Annotated in this window: 18 protein-coding genes; 8 read left to right on the plus strand and 10 right to left on the minus strand. The window is 72.9% G+C overall.

The annotated features are described in order from the left end of the window. Positions 1-155: 155 nt before the first annotated feature. Positions 156-815: a DedA family protein gene (locus tag J7E86_RS22840; protein WP_215083644.1), complete on the minus strand. Its 660-nt coding sequence runs from the start codon at positions 813-815 to the stop codon at positions 156-158. Positions 816-966: 151 nt separating this feature from the next. Further along, positions 967-1,419 (minus strand): DUF4442 domain-containing protein, encoded by a 453-nt coding sequence (locus tag J7E86_RS22845; protein WP_215083645.1) that lies wholly within the window; start codon positions 1,417-1,419, stop codon positions 967-969. A gap of 83 nt (positions 1,420-1,502) precedes the next feature. Between J7E86_RS22845 and J7E86_RS22850 the strand changes: the two genes are divergently transcribed. Beyond that, complete coding sequence (locus tag J7E86_RS22850) at positions 1,503-2,540, plus strand: hypothetical protein (protein ID WP_215083646.1); 1,038 nt, start codon at positions 1,503-1,505, stop codon at positions 2,538-2,540. A gap of 31 nt (positions 2,541-2,571) precedes the next feature. On the opposite strand, the gene J7E86_RS22855 is transcribed toward J7E86_RS22850, so the two are convergent. Together J7E86_RS22855 and J7E86_RS22860 are read right to left on the minus strand one after the other, a co-directional pair. After that, positions 2,572-3,417, minus strand: a complete 846-nt coding sequence (locus J7E86_RS22855; protein ID WP_215083647.1) for a spermidine synthase — start codon at positions 3,415-3,417, stop codon at positions 2,572-2,574. A 284-nt stretch (positions 3,418-3,701) separates the two neighbouring features. Further along, the gene (locus tag J7E86_RS22860) at positions 3,702-3,917 is read right to left on the minus strand and encodes a hypothetical protein (RefSeq protein ID WP_215083648.1); all 216 of its coding nucleotides are present in this window, start codon (positions 3,915-3,917) and stop codon (positions 3,702-3,704) included. A 230-nt stretch (positions 3,918-4,147) separates the two neighbouring features. Here J7E86_RS22860 and J7E86_RS22865 point away from each other — a divergent pair, with 230 nt between their 5' ends. The 5 genes from J7E86_RS22865 (at position 4,148) to J7E86_RS22885 (ending at position 7,237) form a co-directional block, all read left to right on the plus strand. Then, positions 4,148-4,858 (plus strand): TVP38/TMEM64 family protein, encoded by a 711-nt coding sequence (locus tag J7E86_RS22865; protein ID WP_215083649.1) that lies wholly within the window; start codon positions 4,148-4,150, stop codon positions 4,856-4,858. Positions 4,859-5,144: 286 nt separating this feature from the next. After that, positions 5,145-5,381, plus strand: coding sequence for a hypothetical protein (locus J7E86_RS22870; RefSeq protein WP_215083650.1), 237 nt, complete (start codon positions 5,145-5,147; stop codon positions 5,379-5,381). Between the two features lie 10 nt (positions 5,382-5,391). Then, the gene (locus J7E86_RS22875; RefSeq protein ID WP_215083652.1) at positions 5,392-5,739 is read left to right on the plus strand and encodes a DUF1036 domain-containing protein; all 348 of its coding nucleotides are present in this window, start codon (positions 5,392-5,394) and stop codon (positions 5,737-5,739) included. 122 nt (positions 5,740-5,861) lie between these two features. Then, positions 5,862-6,182: a nuclear transport factor 2 family protein gene (locus tag J7E86_RS22880; RefSeq protein WP_215083654.1), complete on the plus strand. Its 321-nt coding sequence runs from the start codon at positions 5,862-5,864 to the stop codon at positions 6,180-6,182. Positions 6,183-6,361: 179 nt separating this feature from the next. After that, positions 6,362-7,237 (plus strand): undecaprenyl-diphosphate phosphatase, encoded by an 876-nt coding sequence (locus J7E86_RS22885; RefSeq protein WP_215083656.1) that lies wholly within the window; start codon positions 6,362-6,364, stop codon positions 7,235-7,237. A 36-nt stretch (positions 7,238-7,273) separates the two neighbouring features. Here the strand turns inward: J7E86_RS22885 and J7E86_RS22890 are convergent, their stop codons facing one another. After that, positions 7,274-7,945, minus strand: coding sequence for a DUF4232 domain-containing protein (locus J7E86_RS22890; protein ID WP_215083658.1), 672 nt, complete (start codon positions 7,943-7,945; stop codon positions 7,274-7,276). A 36-nt stretch (positions 7,946-7,981) separates the two neighbouring features. Continuing rightward, positions 7,982-8,809, minus strand: a complete 828-nt coding sequence (locus J7E86_RS22895; RefSeq protein ID WP_215083660.1) for a glycoside hydrolase family 16 protein — start codon at positions 8,807-8,809, stop codon at positions 7,982-7,984. Positions 8,810-8,930: 121 nt separating this feature from the next. Between J7E86_RS22895 and J7E86_RS22900 the strand changes: the two genes are divergently transcribed. Together J7E86_RS22900 and J7E86_RS22905 are read left to right on the plus strand one after the other, a co-directional pair. Further along, positions 8,931-9,500 carry a DUF4352 domain-containing protein gene (locus tag J7E86_RS22900; protein WP_215083662.1) on the plus strand — a complete coding sequence of 190 codons (570 nt, stop codon included), beginning with the start codon at positions 8,931-8,933 and terminating at the stop codon, positions 9,498-9,500. Between the two features lie 91 nt (positions 9,501-9,591). Further along, positions 9,592-10,632 (plus strand): enoyl-CoA hydratase/isomerase family protein, encoded by a 1,041-nt coding sequence (locus J7E86_RS22905; RefSeq protein WP_215083670.1) that lies wholly within the window; start codon positions 9,592-9,594, stop codon positions 10,630-10,632. 232 nt (positions 10,633-10,864) lie between these two features. Here J7E86_RS22905 and J7E86_RS22910 read toward each other — a convergent pair whose 3' ends face one another. From J7E86_RS22910 to J7E86_RS22925, 4 genes are all read right to left on the minus strand, one after another. After that, positions 10,865-11,428 carry a GNAT family N-acetyltransferase gene (locus tag J7E86_RS22910; protein ID WP_215083672.1) on the minus strand — a complete coding sequence of 188 codons (564 nt, stop codon included), beginning with the start codon at positions 11,426-11,428 and terminating at the stop codon, positions 10,865-10,867. Between the two features lie 8 nt (positions 11,429-11,436). After that, positions 11,437-12,435, minus strand: coding sequence for a methylmalonyl Co-A mutase-associated GTPase MeaB (meaB, locus tag J7E86_RS22915; protein ID WP_215083674.1), 999 nt, complete (start codon positions 12,433-12,435; stop codon positions 11,437-11,439). A gap of 4 nt (positions 12,436-12,439) precedes the next feature. Then, positions 12,440-14,638, minus strand: a complete 2,199-nt coding sequence (scpA, locus tag J7E86_RS22920; RefSeq protein WP_215083675.1) for a methylmalonyl-CoA mutase — start codon at positions 14,636-14,638, stop codon at positions 12,440-12,442. Continuing rightward, a partial coding sequence (locus tag J7E86_RS22925; RefSeq protein ID WP_215083677.1) for a methylmalonyl-CoA mutase family protein occupies positions 14,638-15,938 on the minus strand: 1,301 nt, incomplete at its 5' end. The genes scpA and J7E86_RS22925, both read right to left, overlap by 1 nt.

The raw sequence follows: 15,938 nt of genomic DNA on the forward strand, positions 1-15,938 counted from the left end.
AAGGACCCGGACCGCCGAGCGGACCCGAGGAGCCATTTCCGGCCTCCCGGAGGGATCCCCGGCGCGTCGCGGATCCCGGAGGCCCCGGCCCGTACACGGATGAGGGCCCGACGGCGCATCGCCGTCGGGCCCTCATCCGTGCGGGACGTCCGTCGTCACTCCGCGACGGCGGCGGCCTCAGGCTCGGCCGGGGACGCGGCGGAGTTCGCCGCCTCGGCCTTCTTGGCCTTGATCCGCATGACGACGAACGAGCCGAGGCCGAAGAGCACGGCGGCGACGAGGCCGAGGTAGGAGAACTGCTTCAGCCACTTCTCGGCGACCTTGCCGACGCTGTAGATCACCGCGACCGTGCCGCCGGCCCAGACGATGCCACCGAGGACGTTGGCGATGAGGAACTTCCAGTACGGCATCTTCAGCACGCCCGCCAGCGGACCCGCGAAGATCCGCAGCAGGGCGATGAAGCGACCGACGAAGACCGCCCACATGCCCCACTTCTTGAAGGACCGCTCGGCGGTGGCCACGTGGTGCGGCCCGAAATGCTTGGGGAACTTGCGGCCGAGCCACTCCAGGAGCGGCTTGCCGCCCTTGCGGCCGATCAGATAGCCGATCGAGTCACCGATGATCGCGCCGGCCACGGCGCACGCCCCCAGGACGTACGGATTGATGTGGTCCTGTGTGGCGGCCATCAGGGTGGCACTGACAAGGACGATCTCGCCGGGGAGCGGGATGCCCAGGCTCTCCAGCCCGATGACCCCGCCCACCAGGAGGTAGACGGCGATCGCCGGTACGGTTTCGAGCCACTCCTGGATGTGCAACGCCGGTTCCTCCCCGGTTGACGACCTGTGCCCGGCGTGCGCCGTGAGGCGCGCGCACGCCGGGAAGCCTACTGGAGGTAAGGACTCACTCCGGGGGGCGTGGGTTGCGGCCGAGACCCTTTTGTTGTGAGTCCGCCCGGTCGGGGATGCCTCAGCTGTTCGGACGCAGCGTCCAGACCACGGTCATCTCGCCCGTCACGGCGCCGTCCTCGCGCGTGATCGCGATGCGCACCGGGAACTCCGGGCGCTCTCCGGCGTCGAGCTCCGCGACGATCTCGGCGGCGGGGCGGCCCAGCTCGGCGGTGGCGGTGACGGGGCCCTTGGCGAGCTTCTTGTAGCCGATCTCGGCGCGGACGGCCAGCGGCACCGCGCGGGAGAGCTGGTCGCCGAAGGCGGCCAGGACGATCGCCCCGCTCGCGGACTCGGCGAGGGTGAACATCGCGCCGGCGTGCGGGCCCCCGACGTGATTGTGGTAGTCGGGCTGGTCGGGCAGGCTGACGACGGCGCGCTGCGCGGTGACCTCGCCGAAGACGAGGTTGAGCGTACGGGCCATGGGCACGGTGGCCACGAGCATGTCGCCGATCGAGGGCTGGTTCTCAGACATACCAGGAAGTTACCAGCCGGTAGCAAGTGGTGGAAGGGGCCGCCAGTCACCGATGTCATCTACTGCCTCTATGGTTATCGGCCATGTGGCCAGGACAGCAGCCGCCCGGGGGCGAGCAGAACCCGCACGACCAGAACCCGTACCAGACGCCGGGGCCTCAGCCCGGGCCTCAGCCGGGGTTCCAGCAGCCGAACCCGTACCAGCAGCCGGGGTACGCGCCGCCCGGCTACGGGCCGCAGCAGAACCCGTACCAGCAGGCCGGACAGCCCGGCTCGACCGTCCCCCAGTGGCCGGCCGCGGCACCGCCCGGCGCCCCTGAGCCGCCGCGTGACAACCGCAGGCGCACCACGGTGATCGCGATCGGTGCCGCCGTCGCGGTGGTCGCGGCGGCCGTGGTCACCGGGGTCGTCGTGCTGAAGGACGACGACAAGCAGAACGTGGCGAAGACCGACCCGAAGGCGTCGGCCTCCGCGTCGGCTCCCGCTTCGGCCACTCCCTCGGCCGGCGGGTCCCAGGAGCCTCTCGACAATCCGCGCGGCGGCGAGGAGATCAAGCCGGTGATCGCCGGCTGGAAGGTCGTCACCAACAACAAGCGCCACAACGCCTTCGACGTCCCGCCGGAGTGGAAGGTGGCCTCGCCGGGCATGAGCTTCGGCATCACGGAGGAGGGCGACAAGTCCCTCGCGCCCAAGGGCATCAGCATGTCCGGTGTGGCGTTCTTCAACGAGGACCGCTGCGAGAAGGACACCAATCCCGTCGCCGCCGGCACCAAGGGTGCCCAGGGCGCCAAGAGCGAGGCCGACGCCGCCGAGAACGAGGCGCTGAACTGGGTGTTCTACGCCTTCGACCAGAAGAAGACGGGGAAGTTCAACTATTCCAAGGGCAAGCCGTTCAAGAGCGACTACGGCCTGACCGGAACCTCCTCCTCGGCGACGGTCACCGGTATCAGCGCCAAGCGCCGGTGTGCCTCCAGCGGCAAGGCCTTCACCGTGACGTACAAGGACACCCAGGGCGACCTGGCCACGTGGTGTCTCTACAGCGCCACGGGCACCGAGGACGAGGTCTCCGACGACGTCATCAAGAAGATCATGAGCTCGCTCAGGCCGCTCAAGGACTCCTGACCGGCTCCCCCCGGCTGCCCGCCGGGCGGCGTCAGCCCACGCTGAACGCCCCGCCCGGCGGCTCCGGCGACCCCACCGCCTCCGCGTCCCCCACGGGCTCGGCCCCGGCCGCGAACCGCTCCAGCGCCTCCCCGTGCTCCACCCGCGCCGGGAAGGCGTCACCGGCGGCGCGGCGGGCGAGCGCGATCACCGGCAGTTCGCTGTGCGAGGCGACGAGGACGGCGTTGCCGAAGCGACGCCCGCGCAGCATCGACGGTTCGGCGATCAGGCACACGTGCGGGAAGACGCTCGCGAAGTTGGCCACCTGCGAGCGGAGGAAGGCGAAGGGCGCGCCGTCGGCGAGGTTGGCCGCGTAGCGGCCGTCGCGGCGCAGGACGCGCGCACAGTGGCGGGCGTACTCCAGCGAAGTGAGGTGCGCGGGCACGCGCGCGCCGCCGAAGACGTCCGCGACGATCACGTCGGCGGAGGCGTCGGGCGCGGCCTCCAGTTCGGCACGCGCGTCCGCCGCCCGTACCTCGATCCAGGACCCGGCGGGCAGCGGCAGGTGCTCGGCGACCAGGCCGAGCAGCCCGCGGTCCGCCTCGACGACCCGCTGGCGGGACCCGGGGCGGGTGGCCGCCACGTACCGGGGCAGGGTCAGGGCACCGCCGCCCAGGTGCAGCACGTCCAGGGCGCGATGGGGCGGCGCGGCGGCGTCGAGGACGTGGGCGATCCGCCGGGCGTACTCGAATTCGAGGTGGGTGGGGTCGTCCAGGTCGACGTACGACTGGGGTGAGCCGTCGACGGTGAGCAGCCAGGCCCGCGCCCGGTCCACGTCGGGCAGCAGCTTGGCGGTGCCCGAGTCCACGTCCCGCATCACGGGTATCGGTTCTTCCACTCCCCTATTGTGCCGATCCCGGGCGGTGACCGTCCCGTGCCTGCTACGCCGTGTCCGGCGGATCATGTGAGCGGGCGACTGCGGGCCGTTTCGTCCGCACCACCGCTGCGCGGCGCTGTCCTCAAGCGCCGGACGGGCTGAAGGGGGCTGAGCCCGGCCGAATCAAGCCCGTTGGGGGCACCCCCAGCGGTAGCTGGGGGAGATTGAGGACACGCCCGCAGGGCGCTCGCCGCCGCAGGCGGCAAAGACGGCCCGCGGCCGAAGATCCGCCGGGACAACACACCCTAGAGCCGCTCGCCCCCGGCCCGGTGGGCCGTGCCGACCGCGAACCCGTCCAACCACATCTGTGCCATCTGCTGGATCACCATCCTGAGCTGCAGGGCGGTGAGCACCTTCTCCAGCTGACCTTGCCTCAGCGCGAGCCTCGCCCGCCGCTCGGCAGCCACGAACAACGCCAGCTGGTCAGCCCGTTCGAGTGCCCCTTCCCACCGCTCATCCATAGAGGCACCCTAGGTCGCCCCCCGGTCGGTGGCACCTGATTAAGCCCTGCCTGTCCGATGACCGGAACAGACGAGGTCAGCGGGATGGAGGTGCCCTCTGTGTCACCGGTTGGTCACCCGTGGGGAGCCCGGTGTCCGGCGGGCGAACAGGGGACGCCGGAACGTCCTGGTTCCGTATCGGCTCGCGGACTCCACGCTCGCCGTACACCCTCTTCGGTTACGCTCCATCGATGCTCGAATCCGCCGTGCCGTCCCCCGGCCTCGCCGAGCGCCGCTCGCGCTGGCCGCTCTCCCCGTGGTTCCGCCTGGGCCTGCTGGTCGCGCTGCTCGCCGGCGCCGCCGCGACGGTGCTGGCGTTCCGGCCGGAGCGGCTGCTGGCGGGCGGCTGGCCGCCGCAGTTGTCGGGCGGCACGGCGCTGGTGCTGTTCGCGGCCGCTTACGGGCTGTGCACCGCGGCGTTCGTACCGCGCCCGATCCTGAACCTCGCGGCGGGCGCGCTCTTCGGCGCCCCGTTCGGCACCGCGGCGGCCGTGGTGGGCACCGTGCTCGGCTCGGGCATCGCCTTCGGGCTGGGCCGGCTGCTGGGGCAGGACGCGCTGCGGCCGCTGCTGCGCGGGCGGTGGCTCACGGCCGCCGACCGGCAGCTCAGCCGGCACGGGTTCCGCTCGATGATGGCGATCCGGCTGTTTCCCGGGGTGCCCTTCGCGGCCGCGAACTACTGCGCCGCCGTGTCCCGGATGGGCTGGACCCCCTTCCTGCTGGCGACCGGGCTCGGCAGTGCGCCCAACACGGCCGCGTACGTGATCGCGGGCAGTCACGCGTCGACCCCGACGTCGCCGGCGTTCCTCGCCGCCATGGCCTTCATCGGGCTCACGGGACTGGCGGCGGTCGTGGTGGCCTGGCGCAAGCGGGGCCGGACGCTGCCGTCGTCACGCCCGTAGACGAGGAGGCATCGCGGCCTCTTCGCCGCGCGACTCCGACGGCCTGGGCAGGATGATCGGCCCGCCGCGCGCGTGCCGGTCGGCCGAACCGCTCACCCCATTCAGCGCCGCCTGCCCCACGGGACTCACACGCCGGTCGTGAGCGCCGGGGAGTTCGTGGGCGCGGGCTCCGGCGCTCGCGCATCGCGCGAGGGGATGCCACCGCACGCCCTTCACCACACGCGGCCCCGTGGCTACGTTCAGTGTTCACGCACCGCACGTGGGCGACGAGCGAGGAGAGGCTGCCATGGCCGCAGGCCGCATCGAGGACGACGACGAGGGCGCGGACGCCCGCGCCGGCATGGATCCGCAGGTGCTCCGGGCGGCGAGCGTGGCGGACATTCCGCGCGTCACCGCCGGCGAGGCCGAGGAGGCGGAGGAGTCGGAGGGTGTCGTCCGGCACCGGCCGGGCTTCCTGGTGGCCTCCGAGGACCGATCGTCCGCACCCGGCGGCGGTCCCCGCCTCCAGCCCTCCGAGAACTGACGGAGGGCCGATGCTGCGCTTCTGCAACCGGTACCACGCCACCGTCTCCGTAGCGATCATGCGCCACTACCCGAACTGCCCCGACGGCGGCGACTGGCTCAAGTCCGGCTGGTGGAACATCGAACCGGGCGCCTGCAAGGTCCCCTACGGCGGCAACCTCGCGGCCGTCAACCGTTACTGGTACTTCTACGCGGTGGCCGTCGACGGCACGGTGTGGGCCGGCCCGTACTCCACCGCCGTGCCGCCCACCGCCTTCAGCTGGTGCATCAACACCAGCAGCACCAGCGCCCAGCGGGTCGGCTTCCGTGAGCTCGACATCGGCAACCACTCCCACCACCAGGTCAATCTCCTGGTGTGAGCCGGCGGTGTGAGCCGACCGCACGCGCACCCGCCACATGGCCGATGGACGGGCCGGCCCGAGTGGCGGCGGGGACATCATGTGTCTAGCGTGATGTCCCACCCTCCGGAAGGAGCCTCGCGGTGATCCCCGACGACGACCTGTCCGACGCGGCCGTACGCGCCCTGGTCAAGGCCATCAACGCCAACGACCAGGCGGCGTTCCGGGCCGCGCTGGCCGATGGCGCCACGATGAGCGACGACGGATCGGACCGGGAGCTCGGCACCTGGGCCGACAAGGAGATCTTCTCCTCCGGCGGTCACATGGACGTGGAGTCCGAGTCCGACGACGGGCGGACGCTCGTCGCCAGCTACCGCAACGACACCTGGGGCGAGATGCGGACCAGGTGGCGGTTCACCGTCTCCGACGGCAAGGTCAGCCGCTTCGACACCGGCCAGGCGTGAACCCGCGCGGCCGCCAAGGGTAGCGGCGGGCCTCCCCGAACGGCCCTGACTTCAGGCAGCGTTCACCCCACGGACGCCAGGCCGCCGCCCACCCGGTGGATGATCGCTGTCGACCGGCGCCCGGCCTGCCGCACCCGCCGGGACGCGTCCGCGAACGTCACTGGGATGGCACTGGCCTCATGTCTTGGTTCGAATCATTTGTCCTCGGACTCGTCCAGGGGCTGACGGAATTCCTGCCGATCTCCTCCAGCGCCCATCTCCGTCTGACCGCCGCCTTCGCGGACTGGCGGGACCCGGGCGCGGCGTTCACCGCCATCACCCAGATCGGCACCGAGGCCGCCGTCCTCCTCTACTTCCGCAGGGACATCGCGCGCATCGTCTCCGCCTGGTTCCGCTCCCTGTCCGACCGGAGCCGGATCCGCCACGACGCCGACGCCCGTACGGGCTGGCTGGTGATCGTCGGATCGATCCCGATCGGCGTGCTGGGGCTCGTGCTCAAGGACGCCATCGAGGGCCCGTTCCGCGATCTGCGGCTGATCGCCACCACGCTCGTGGTCATGGGCCTCGTCCTCGGTTACGCCGACCGGCGGGCGGCCCGCGACGAGAGCGGCGGCCGGCACCGGGCGGCCGCGCGGCGCAAGGAACTGGAGGACCTGAACGTCAAGGACGGTCTGATCTTCGGCATCTGCCAGGCGATGGCCCTCGTCCCCGGCGTCTCCCGCTCCGGAGCGACCATCAGCGGCGGCCTCCTGCTGGGCTACACCCGCGAATCCGCGGCCCGCTACTCGTTCCTGCTGGCCGTCCCCGCCGTCCTCGCCTCCGGCGTCTTCGAGCTCAAGGACGCGGGCGACGGACACACGGCGTGGGGGCCGACCCTCTTCGCCACGGTCGTCGCCTTCGTCGTCGGCTACGCGGTGATCGCGTGGTTCATGCGCTTCATTTCCCAGCGGAGCTTCATGCCGTTCGTGGTCTACCGGATCCTGCTGGGGCTGCTGCTGTTCGCCCTCGTGGGAGCGGGGACCCTCAGCCCGCACGCCGCCGAGGGCGCGGGCTGAGGACCGGCGAGCCCCTCTCAGCCGCGCCCCGGCCGCTCAGCCGTCGGACGACTGTTCCCAGGCGGTGACGCCGAGCCGCCCGGTGGAACCGAGGTCGAACGGGGCGGGCGAGGTGACGCGCTGTTCGGCGGCGCCGGGGGCCGGTGTGACCGCCGCGGCGACGCCGACCGCCGCAGGACGGCTGGTGTCGTCGTAGGTGTTGCGCCACACCAGGGTGAAGCGGGCCGAGCCGCCCGGCTCGACGGTGACCGGCCTCGGCCCGGGGTCCTTGACCCCGCCGGCGACCGACTGCCCGCCCTCGTCGGTCTCCAGCTCCAGCGGGCGGCCCTCCTTGTCCAGGAGCCGCACGGCCGGGTAGCCGTTGAGCCGCTGGGCACGGCCGCCGCAGTTGACGAGCGTCACTGTCTGGGTGCGCAGGCCCATCGCGCCGTCCCCGTGATCGGTGGTCAGCAGGACACCGGAGGCCGGGCAGGTGGGCGTCAGGGACGCGGACGGCGACGGGGACGGCGACGGGGACGGCGACGGGGACTTGGCGTCGACGCGGTAGGGCCAGTCGGTGGGAACAGTCGCCGGCGCGGAACCGGAACGGGCCGCCGCACCGGCCACCCGCTCCTCACCGGCCTTCTCGGTGCCGCACGCCGAGAGGGACAGCGCGGCGGCCAGGGAGATCCCCGCGGCCAGGACACGAACGGCGCGTACGGCAGTCATACGGGCCATCCTGGCACGCACCGCCGCCCCCCGCGGCTACCAGGCCCCGCCCCGCACGTAGTCGATGTCGAGCTGCGCCCACGAACCGGGCGCTGCCTGTTCGCCGTTGAGGGCGGACTCGTTCTGGATGTCCCAGGTCATGGGCCTGGCCGGAACGCCCTCCGTGGTGTGGCCGACCAGTTCGCCGTCGAGGTGGAAGCGCAGGTCCCCGGGGCGCCACTCGATGACCGTGGTGTGCCAGCGCGTCCAGGGTTCCCCCGTGTCGACCGTGAACTGCCGCCCGCACGTGGAGGGGTGGACGAACCCGGAGACCGTCGAGTCCCATTCGAGCTCGGGGAAGTCGATCTCGCTGCATCCGTCGCGCACGACCGGCCAGAGCAGATGGGCGCTCTTGTAACCGGGGGAGACGTGGGCGACGCGCCAGCGCTCCTCGTACCACCCGTACTGCCGCCCCATCAGCTTCTTCGGTACGAGGGTGGCGCTGTGCACCCCGCCGGTGAGCCCGCGCCACAGGCGGATGTGGAGCTTGCCGTGGGAGACGGACAGCGTGGTGTCCGGGTCGTACCGACCGCCGACCGGCAGGCCGCGCTGCGTCGCCGTGTCCGGCCAGCCCTCGGGGTAGGCCCACCAGTCGTCGCGCATGTCGCCGGTCAGACCGTCGCAGTACGCCTGCGGCGTGTCCGTGTGGTGGTCGCAGTCCGAGAAGGCGCCGCGCGGCACGTCGATGTCGAAGTCGTCGCTGAAGCCCGGCCGCCACTCCGGCACGTCGGCATGCGCGACGGGGACCGCGCACGGGGCGAGCAGGGCGGCCGTGAGGAGGCCGACGGTGAGGCGGTGTCGCGCCGGGCGTCTCGGGGAGCGCATGCATGGACTTGTACGGGGGACGGACCGCCGGAGGACGAGTGCGCACCGGCACGCGGGCCGATGTTCCCCCGATGGGCCCACTCCCCGAGCGTGTCCGTGCCGCCGGGCGCACCCTGTGGGCATGGGCACCCGACGGCACGACAGGGGCGGCACCGCCGTTCCGGCGGCCGCGCTCGCCGTGGCCGCCGTGCTCCTGACCGGGTGCGGTGACACGGACGGGCGGGCCGGCGGCGGGCTGACGGTCTCGCCGTCGAGCGCGCGGTCCTCGGCGCAGGGCTCACACGTGGTGCGCTTCGAGGACACCTACGCCTACGACACCGGGCTGCGGGTGAAGGTGACCAGGCCGAAGCCCTTCACCCCCAGTGACACCTCCCTCGGCCACAAGGCGGGCAACGCCCCCGTCACCTTCACCGTCACGCTGTTCAACGGCACGAAGGAGACCTTCGACCGGGCCGGGGCACTGGTGACGGCGAAGGCGGGGCCGCAGGGGCCCCGGCTGGAGCAGGTCTTCGACAGCGCCCGTGGCGTCGGCAACCCGTTCACCGGCTCCCTGGCGCCCGGCTCGTCCGCGGAGGCCGCGTTCGCCTTCGACGTGCCGAAGGGATCCGCCACGGAGCGGGTGGACGTCGAGGTGCGCCCCGACTTCGGCGCCCGCTACACCAGCGTCCACTGGGTCAACCGGCCCGGCTGACCCGGCCGCGGCGGGGGTGCTCCCGCTCGTTACTGTGGCCACGGCGTCGATCACGCCACCGCGACGGACCGGGCAGCACGGGGAGCGCACGATGACCAGCACCGATGACGTACTCGTACGCCGGGACGGCCGCGCCGGCCGCATCACCCTGAACCGCCCCCGGGCCATCAACGCCCTCACCCACGCCATGGTGCGCCGCGTCGACGCCGCGCTCACCGCGTGGGAGCACGACGACGCCGTGACCACCGTGGTGATCGACGGCGCCGGTGACCGCGGCCTGTGCGCCGGCGGGGACATCCGCGCCATCCACGACGACGCGCGCCTCGGCGGAGCGGCGTCCAGGGACTTCTGGCGGGACGAGTACCGGCTCAACGCCCGGATCGCCGGCTACCCCAAGCCGTACGTGGCCCTCATGGACGGCCTGGTGATGGGCGGCGGCGTCGGGATCTCGGCGCACGGCGGCGTACGGGTGGTCACCGAGCGGTCGGCGATCGCCATGCCGGAGACGGCCATCGGCTTCGTGCCCGACGTCGGCGGCACGTACCTGCTGTCGCGGGCGCCCGGCGAACTGGGCACGCACCTGGCCCTGACCACCGCCCGGCTGGGCGCCGGCGACGCCGTGCGGAGCGGCTTCGCCGACCACTTCGTACCGGCGGACCGGCTGCCGGAGTTCGCCCACGCCCTCGCCGGCACGGACGCCGACGAGGCCGTACGAGCCTTCGCGGCGCCCGCCCCGGACGGTGAACTCGCCGCACAGCGGGCCTGGATCGACCGGTGCTACGCGGCGGGCACCGTCGAGGAGATCCTCGCCCGGCTGACCGACGCGGGTCTCCCGGAGGCGAAGGAGGCCGCCGAGGCGATCACGGCCAAGTCGCCGACCGCGCTGAAGGTGACGCTCGCCGCGGTGCGCCGGGCACGGGGGCTCCGCTCGCTGGGCGAGGTGCTGGACCAGGAGTACCGGGTCTCCTGCGCGGCGCTGAGCGGCGCCGATCTGGTCGAGGGCATCCGCGCCCAGGTCGTCGACAAGGACCGCAGGCCCCGTTGGTCGCCCGCCACCCTCGAAGAGGTGTCGGAGGCGGACGTCGCACGGCACTTCGTCCCGCTGGGCGACCAGGAATTGGGGCTGGCCTAGCCTGTCCGGCGGATCTTCGGCTGCGGGCCGGCTTTGCCGCCTGCGGCTGCGGGCCGGCTTTGCCGCCTGCGGCTGCGGGCCGGCTTTGCCGCCTGCGGCTGCGGGCCGGCTTTGCCGCCTGCGGCTGCGGGCCGGCTTTGCCGCCTGCGGCTGCGGGCCGGCTTGCGGGCGCGTCCTCAAACTCCCCCAGCTACCGCTGGGGGTGCCCCCAACGGGCTTGATTCGGCTGAGCTCAGCCGCTTTCGGTCGGGTCGCCGGGGCCGGCGAACGCCGCCGCGTAACAACGGAGGGTCACGGTCCGGCCCGGACCCCACCGCTGCTCGGCCGTGCCCAGCAATTCCCACCCCAGGCGTTCGTACAGGGCCGCGGCCGCGGTGTCGGTGGCCACGACGTCGAGCACCGGGTGCAGGCCGCGACACCGCGCCTCCCGTACGGCCTCCGCCATCAGCGACGCGCCGATCCCCCGGCCCCGGCCGTCCGGAGCGACGAACAGCCGGCTGATCACCGCTGTCGTCCCGCGGCCCACTCCCTCACGATCGCTCCACAGCCCGGGCGCGACATCCCCCGCACCGGCCCGGCACAGCCCGATGTGACCGACGGACCGGCCGTCCAGTTCGGCCACCCACGCCGTCAGCGAGGAGGGCGGGGACAGCCAGACGTCCGGCCGGGCCGGCCAGTCGACCGGATAGCCGTCGCGCTCGTGGACCGCGGCGAGCGCCCGGACACACGCGCCCAGGTCGCTGTCCTCCCGGCGCCGGACGCGGCAGACCGCACGACCGTCGCGGGTGTCCGTCACCGCGCGCCCTACGGCCGGTCCCGCGGCGTACGGAACGCCGCCAGCAGCCGCTCCGCGGCCACGCTCGCCGGGACCGATCCCTCGCGCACCTCGTGTTCGAGGTCCGGGCCGAGCCGGCGCACCTCGGGGTGGTCCCGCAGCTCGGTGAGGAGCTGCTCGCGGACCATGCTCCATACCCACTCGACCTGCTGCTCCCGGCGCCCGGCGGCCAGCCGGCCCGTCGCGTCCAGGACGCGGCGGTGCTGCTCCAGGCGTTCCCACAGGGTGTCCAGGCCCGTGTTCTCCCGGGCGCTGCAGGTGAGGACGGGCGGGTTCCAGGCGTCGTCCGGCGAGTGCATCAGACGCAGCGCACCCGCGAGTTCACGGGCGGCGGCCTTGGCGTCGCGTTCGTGCGGGCCGTCGGCCTTGTTGACGGCGACGATGTCGGCGAGTTCCAGGACGCCCTTCTTGATGCCCTGGAGCTGGTCGCCGGTGCGGGCCAGGGTGAGCATGAGGAAGGTGTCGACCATGTTGGCGACGGTGGTCTCCGACTGGCCCACGCCGACGGTCTCGACCAGCACCACGTCGTAGCCGGCGGCCTCCATGACCACGATGGTCTCGCGGGTGGCCCGGGCCACGCCGCCGAGCGTGCCGGCGGTGGGCGAGGGCCGCACGAAGGCCGCGGGGTCGACGGCGAGCCGCTCCATACGGGTCTTGTCGCCGAGGATGCTGCCGCCGGTCCGGCTGGAGGACGGGTCGACGGCGAGCACCGCCACCTTGTGCCCGAGGCCGGTGAGCATGGTGCCGAGGGCGTCGATGAAGGTGGACTTGCCTACGCCGGGCACGCCCGTGATGCCGATCCGCCGGGCGCCGCCGGTGTGCGGCAGCAGCTCGGTGAGCATCCGCTGGGCGTGCTCGCGGTGGTCGGCCCGGGTCGATTCCACGAGAGTGATCGCCCGGGCGACCGTCGCCCGCCTGCCGTCGAGTACGCCCTTGACGTAGGCGTCCACGTCTATCGTCCGGGCCATGGGCTCACAGCTCGTGGCCGAGGACCCCGGCGAGGGTCTTCAGCAGGTCGTGTGCCGCGTCCGGGATGACGGTGCCGGGCGGGAAGACGGCGGCGGCGCCCATGTCCAGGAGGGTCTGGACGTCCTGCGGCGGGATGACTCCGCCGACGACGACCATGATGTCCTCCCGACCCTGCTCGGCCAGCTGTTCGCGCAGGGCCGGCATGAGCGTGAGGTGGCCGGCGGCGAGCGAGGAGACGCCGACGATGTGCACGTCGGCCTCCACGGCCTGCCGGGCGACCTCCTCGGGCGTCTGGAACAGCGGGCCGACGTCGACGTCGAAGCCGAGGTCGGCGAAGGCGGTGGCGATCACCTTCTGGCCGCGGTCGTGGCCGTCCTGGCCCATCTTGGCAACCAGGATGCGCGGCCGCCGGCCGTCCTCCCGCTCGAACGCCTCGACCAGCGCGCGGGTGCGCTCCACTCCGGACGACGGTCCGGCCTCCTCGCGATACACACCGGAGATCGTACGGATCTGTCCGGCGTGCCGCCCGTACACCTTCTCCAGGGCGTCCGAGATCTCGCCCACGGTCGCCATGGCGCGGGCGGCGTTCACCGCGAGGGCCAGGAGGTTGCCCTCCAGGCCGGCGCCGGGGCCGCTCGCGGCGGCGGCGGTGAGGGCGCGCAGCGCGTCCTGGCAGGCGGCCTCGTCGCGCTCGGCGCGCAGCCGGCGCAGCTTCTCGATCTGCTGGGTGCGCACGGAGGAGTTGTCGACCTTGAGCACGTCGATCTGCTCGTCGCTGTCGACGCGGTACTTGTTGACGCCGATGACCGGCTGCCGCCCGGAGTCGATGCGGGCCTGGGTGCGGGCCGCGGCCTCCTCGACGCGGAGCTTGGGGATGCCCGCGTCGATGGCCTTGGCCATGCCGCCGGCGGCCTCGACCTCCTCGATGTGCTGCCAGGCGCGGCGCGCGAGGTCGTGGGTGAGCTTCTCGACGTACGCGCTGCCGCCCCAGGGGTCGATGACCCGGCAGGTGCCGGACTCCTGCTGGAGGAGCAGCTGGGTGTTGCGGGCGATGCGCGCGGAGAAGTCGGTGGGCAGGGCGAGTGCCTCGTCGAGGGCGTTGGTGTGCAGCGACTGGGTGTGGCCCTGGGTCGCGGCCATGGCCTCCACGCACGTACGGGCCACGTTGTTGAAGACGTCCTGCGCGGTCAGGGACCAGCCGGAGGTCTGTGAATGGGTGCGCAGCGACAGGGACTTGGCGTTCTGCGGGTCGAAGCGCTTGACGAGCCTGGCCCACAGCAGGCGGGCCGCGCGCAGCTTGGCGATCTCCATGAAGAAGTTCATGCCGATCGCCCAGAAGAAGGACAGGCGCGGGGCGAAGGCGTCGACGTCGAGCCCGGCCTCGATGCCCGCCTTGAGGTACTCCACCCCGTCGGCGAGGGTGTAGGCCAGCTCCAGGTCGGCCGTCGCGCCGGCTTCCTGGATGTGGTAGCCCGAGATGGAGATGGAGTTGTAGCGCGGCATCTTCCGCGAGGTGTACGAGAAGATGTCCGAGATGATCCGCATCGACGGCGTCGGCGGATAGATGTAGGTGTTGCGGACCATGAACTCCTTGAGGATGTCGTTCTGGATGGTCCCGGCCAGCTTCTCGGGCGGTACGCCCTGTTCCTCGGCGGCGACGATGTAGAGGGCGAGTACGGGCAGTACGGCCCCGTTCATCGTCATCGACACGCTCATCTTGTCCAGCGGGATGCCGTCGAAGAGCTGGCGCATGTCGTAGATGGAGTCGATGGCGACGCCGGCCATGCCCACGTCGCCGGTGACGCGCGGGTGGTCGCTGTCGTAGCCGCGGTGGGTGGGCAGGTCGAAGGCGACGGACAGGCCCTTCTGACCGGCCGCCAGGTTGCGGCGGTAGAAGGCGTTGGACTCCTCGGCGGTGGAGAACCCGGCGTACTGCCGGATGGTCCAGGGCTGGTTGACGTACATCGTCGGGTAGGGGCCGCGCAGGTAGGGCGCGACGCCCGGGTAGGTCGCGAGGAAGTCCAGGCCGTGCAGGTCGTCCGCGGTGTAGAGGGGCTTGACGGCGATGCCCTCGGGGGTCTCCCACAGGAGGTCCTCGGCGCTCTTGCCGGTGGTCTCCTTCAGGGCGGAGCGCCAGGGTCCGGAGTCGGCCGGGGCACCGGCCGGCGGGCCGAGTTCGATGCCGGTGAAGTCGGGGACCATCACGCCACTCCCATGCGGTCGAGGACGGAGGAGAGGACGGCGACCGCGTCGCCGCCCGCGAAGACGAACGCGTCGACTCCCGCCCGTAGGTACGCTTCGCGCTGCTCGCCGTCCGGCCGGCCGGCGAGGAAGATCTGCCGTGCTCCCGCTTCCTTGAGGGCGGTCGCGACGGCCTCGGCCTGTTCGGCGTAGAGCTTGTCGCTGGAGACGACGCAGGCCACGCCGGCGCCGCTGCGGGTGAACGCCTCGGCCACCGAGGCCGCGTCGACGGTCGCCGGGTCGTGCACGGGCTCGATGCCGCCGGCCTGGAAGAGGTTGGCGGCGAAGGTCGCGCGGCCGGTGTGGGCGGCGGCGGGGCCGAGCGCGGCGAGGAAGACGCGCGGGCGGGTGCCGGTGGCGGCCAGGTGCGCGTCGGAACGGGCGCGCAGGGCCTCGTACGCCTCGTCGCGGCGGACCCGGGGCAGGCCGCCGCCCGCCGGTGCGGGCGCGCTCTCGCGCGTCACGGGCTGCTCGCCCAGGTTCGGGAACTCGCTGACGCCGGTGATGGGTTCGCGGCGGGTGGCGAGTGCGGCGGAGCGGCGGCGCCAGGTGTCGGCGAGCCGCTCGGCGACCATCCCGGAGCGCAGTGCGGCGGCCTGGCCGCCGGCCCGCTCGATCTCCTGGAACCACGCCCAGGCGGCGTGCGCGAGCTCGTCGGTCAGCCGCTCCACGTACCAGGAGCCGCCCGCCGGATCGATGACCCGGGCCAGGTGCGACTCCTCCAGCAGGATGGAGGAGGTGTTGCGGGCGATGCGGCGGGCGAAGGCGTCCGGCAGGCCGAGGGCGTCGTCGAAGGGCAGCACGGTGACGGCGTCGGCGCCGCCGACGCCCGCGCCCAGGCAGGCGACCGTGGTGCGGAGCATGTTCACCCACGGGTCCCGGCGGGACATCATCACCGAGGAGGTCACGGCGTGCTGGCGCTGGGCGCCGGCGGCGGGGGTCGCTCCGCTGACCTCGGTGACGCGGGCCCACAGCCGTCGCGCGGCGCGGAGCGTGGCGATGGTCAGGAACTGGTCGGCGGTGGCGGCGTAGCGGAACTCCAGCTGGGCGCAGGCCGCGTCGACGTCCATGCCCGCGCCGGTGAGGGCCCGGAGGTAGGCGACGCCGGTGGCGAGGGAGCAGCCCAGCTCCTGGGCGGCCGAGCCGCCGGCCTCGTGGTACGGCAGCGCGTCGACGGTGAGGGCGCGTACGCCGGGGCGCTCGTGGGCGCACCGTTCGGCGAGGCGGGCGGCGGCCGCGAGGGGCTCCGCCGGGTCGCCGT

Source organism: Streptomyces sp. ISL-11 (genome assembly GCF_018614525.1).
Lineage (GTDB): Bacteria > Actinomycetota > Actinomycetes > Streptomycetales > Streptomycetaceae > Streptomyces.

Coding starts and splice junctions, on each gene's coding strand:
- J7E86_RS22845 (WP_215083645.1), bottom strand. CDS start 1,419: ATGTCTGAGAACCAGCCCTCGATCGGCGACATGCTCGTGGCCACCGTG.
- J7E86_RS22905 (WP_215083670.1), top strand. CDS start 9,592: ATGACCAGCACCGATGACGTACTCGTACGCCGGGACGGCCGCGCCGGC.
- J7E86_RS22900 (WP_215083662.1), top strand. CDS start 8,931: ATGGGCACCCGACGGCACGACAGGGGCGGCACCGCCGTTCCGGCGGCC.
- J7E86_RS22890 (WP_215083658.1), bottom strand. CDS start 7,945: ATGACTGCCGTACGCGCCGTTCGTGTCCTGGCCGCGGGGATCTCCCTG.
- J7E86_RS22860 (WP_215083648.1), bottom strand. CDS start 3,917: ATGGATGAGCGGTGGGAAGGGGCACTCGAACGGGCTGACCAGCTGGCG.
- J7E86_RS22875 (WP_215083652.1), top strand. CDS start 5,392: ATGCTGCGCTTCTGCAACCGGTACCACGCCACCGTCTCCGTAGCGATC.
- meaB (WP_215083674.1), bottom strand. CDS start 12,435: ATGGCCCGGACGATAGACGTGGACGCCTACGTCAAGGGCGTACTCGAC.
- J7E86_RS22870 (WP_215083650.1), top strand. CDS start 5,145: ATGGCCGCAGGCCGCATCGAGGACGACGACGAGGGCGCGGACGCCCGC.
- scpA (WP_215083675.1), bottom strand. CDS start 14,638: ATGGTCCCCGACTTCACCGGCATCGAACTCGGCCCGCCGGCCGGTGCC.
- J7E86_RS22850 (WP_215083646.1), top strand. CDS start 1,503: ATGTGGCCAGGACAGCAGCCGCCCGGGGGCGAGCAGAACCCGCACGAC.
- J7E86_RS22895 (WP_215083660.1), bottom strand. CDS start 8,809: ATGCGCTCCCCGAGACGCCCGGCGCGACACCGCCTCACCGTCGGCCTC.
- J7E86_RS22865 (WP_215083649.1), top strand. CDS start 4,148: ATGCTCGAATCCGCCGTGCCGTCCCCCGGCCTCGCCGAGCGCCGCTCG.
- J7E86_RS22885 (WP_215083656.1), top strand. CDS start 6,362: ATGTCTTGGTTCGAATCATTTGTCCTCGGACTCGTCCAGGGGCTGACG.